Source organism: Paludibacter sp. (assembly GCF_009712605.1).
GTDB lineage: Bacteria > Bacteroidota > Bacteroidia > Bacteroidales > Paludibacteraceae > Microbacter.
On record NZ_WASO01000003.1, the window covers coordinates 50,658 to 52,422 of the forward strand.

Genomic DNA, 1,765 nt, shown 5'->3' on the forward strand with positions numbered 1-1,765 from the left:
AATTTCCGGCACCGGTACCGTCCGAAGAATGTGCATCGGCAATTGTAGGAGAAGAATTTGTCGAACTCCAGCACACACCCCTTGAAGTAATGTTGGCACCTCCGTCATCAAAAATATTTCCCCCGGCTGAAGATACTGCAGGCCTGTCAGTAGATATAACAGGAATATTAGTTGTTAATTTTGGTATTGCTGTTGTGATAGTAGACGTTATCGTTCCGGCTGTGAAAGAAGTGTAGGATCCATAAGCGGTGCCGTATGCATTAGTTGCATAAGCTCTGATATAATAGGTGGAACCACTGACTAACCCGGTTAGAGTGCTACTAAAAGTTCCAGAGCGCATACCGTCCGAAGTATGAGCATTGCTAATGGTAGGAGCAGCATTAGAGGTCCACCAACACACCCCTCTGGCTAAAACGGCAGCTCCTCCTTCATCAGTGACCCTGCCTCCGCTTACCGCAATTGTACTTCCTGAGGAAGATACAAGCACACCTGAAGTTACCACAGTGGGTGTTGTAGGTGAAATAACACTGCCGTAAGCAGTACCTGCAGCATTAGTTGCATAAGCTCTGACATAATATTTTTTAGTAGCATCGAGTCCAGTCAGAATACTGGAGAAGTTACCGGTGCCCGAATTGTCAGAAGTGTGATCATCAGCCAAAGTCGGCGTTGCATTTGTCAGGCTCCAGCACACCCCTCTGGCAGTAACAGCAGCCCCTCCGTCGTCGGAGACATTTCCCCCGCATTTCACGATACCTGGTTCATCTGTAGAGACGGTTGGTGTAAGTGTAGTTACAGAAGGAATAGATTTAGTGTCGATATAGGTGTAACTACCATAAGTAGTACCCATTGCATTTGTTACGTACGCTCTTATGTAATACCGTGTTCCATTCGCCAGTCCTGTTAGTGTACTGTTGAAAGACCCGGTTCGTGTTCCATCCGAAGTATGAGCATTACTAATGGTAGGAGCGGCATTAGAAGTCCACCAGCATACACCTCTGGCTAAAACGGCAGCACCACCTTCGTCGGAGACAGTTCCGCCACAATAAGCGACACTGTTATCTGTAGTTGAAGCGGTTACGTTTCCAGTAACGACCGTTGCCGTTGTAGGTGAAATAACACTGCCGTAAGCAGTACCTGCAGCATTAGTTGCATAAGCTCTGACATAATATTTTTTAGTAGCATCGAGTCCAGTCAGAATACTGGAGAAGTTACCGGTGCCCGAATTGTCAGAAGTGTGATCATCAGCCAAAGTCGGCGTTGCATTTGTCAGGCTCCAGCACACCCCTCTGGCAGTAACAGCAGCCCCTCCGTCGTCGGAGACATTTCCCCCGCATTTCACGATACCTGGTTCATCTGTAGAGACGGTTGGTGTAAGTGTAGTTACAGAAGGAATAGATTTAGTGTCGATATAGGTGTAACTACCATAAGTAGTACCCATTGCATTTGTTACGTACGCTCTTATGTAATACCGTGTTCCATTCGCCAGTCCTGTTAGTGTACTGTTGAAAGACCCGGTTCGTGTTCCATCCGAAGTATGAGCATTACTAATGGTAGGAGCGGCATTAGAAGTCCACCAGCATACACCTCTGGCTAAAACGGCAGCACCACCTTCGTCGGAGACAGTTCCGCCACAATAAGCGACACTGTTATCTGTAGTTGAAGCGGTTACGTTTCCAGTAACGACCGTTGCCGTTGTAGGTGAAATAACACTGCCGTAAGCAGTCCCTGCAGCATTAGTTGCATAAGCTCTGACATAATATTTTTT

The 1,765-nt window shown here is 47.0% G+C and carries 1 protein-coding gene; it reads right to left on the reverse strand.

Annotation, left to right across the window (positions count from 1 at the left end):
- Window positions 1–1,765, reverse strand: a 1,765-nt coding sequence (locus F8N35_RS04355; RefSeq protein ID WP_293050136.1) for a hypothetical protein, incomplete at both ends; no start/stop codon positions are given.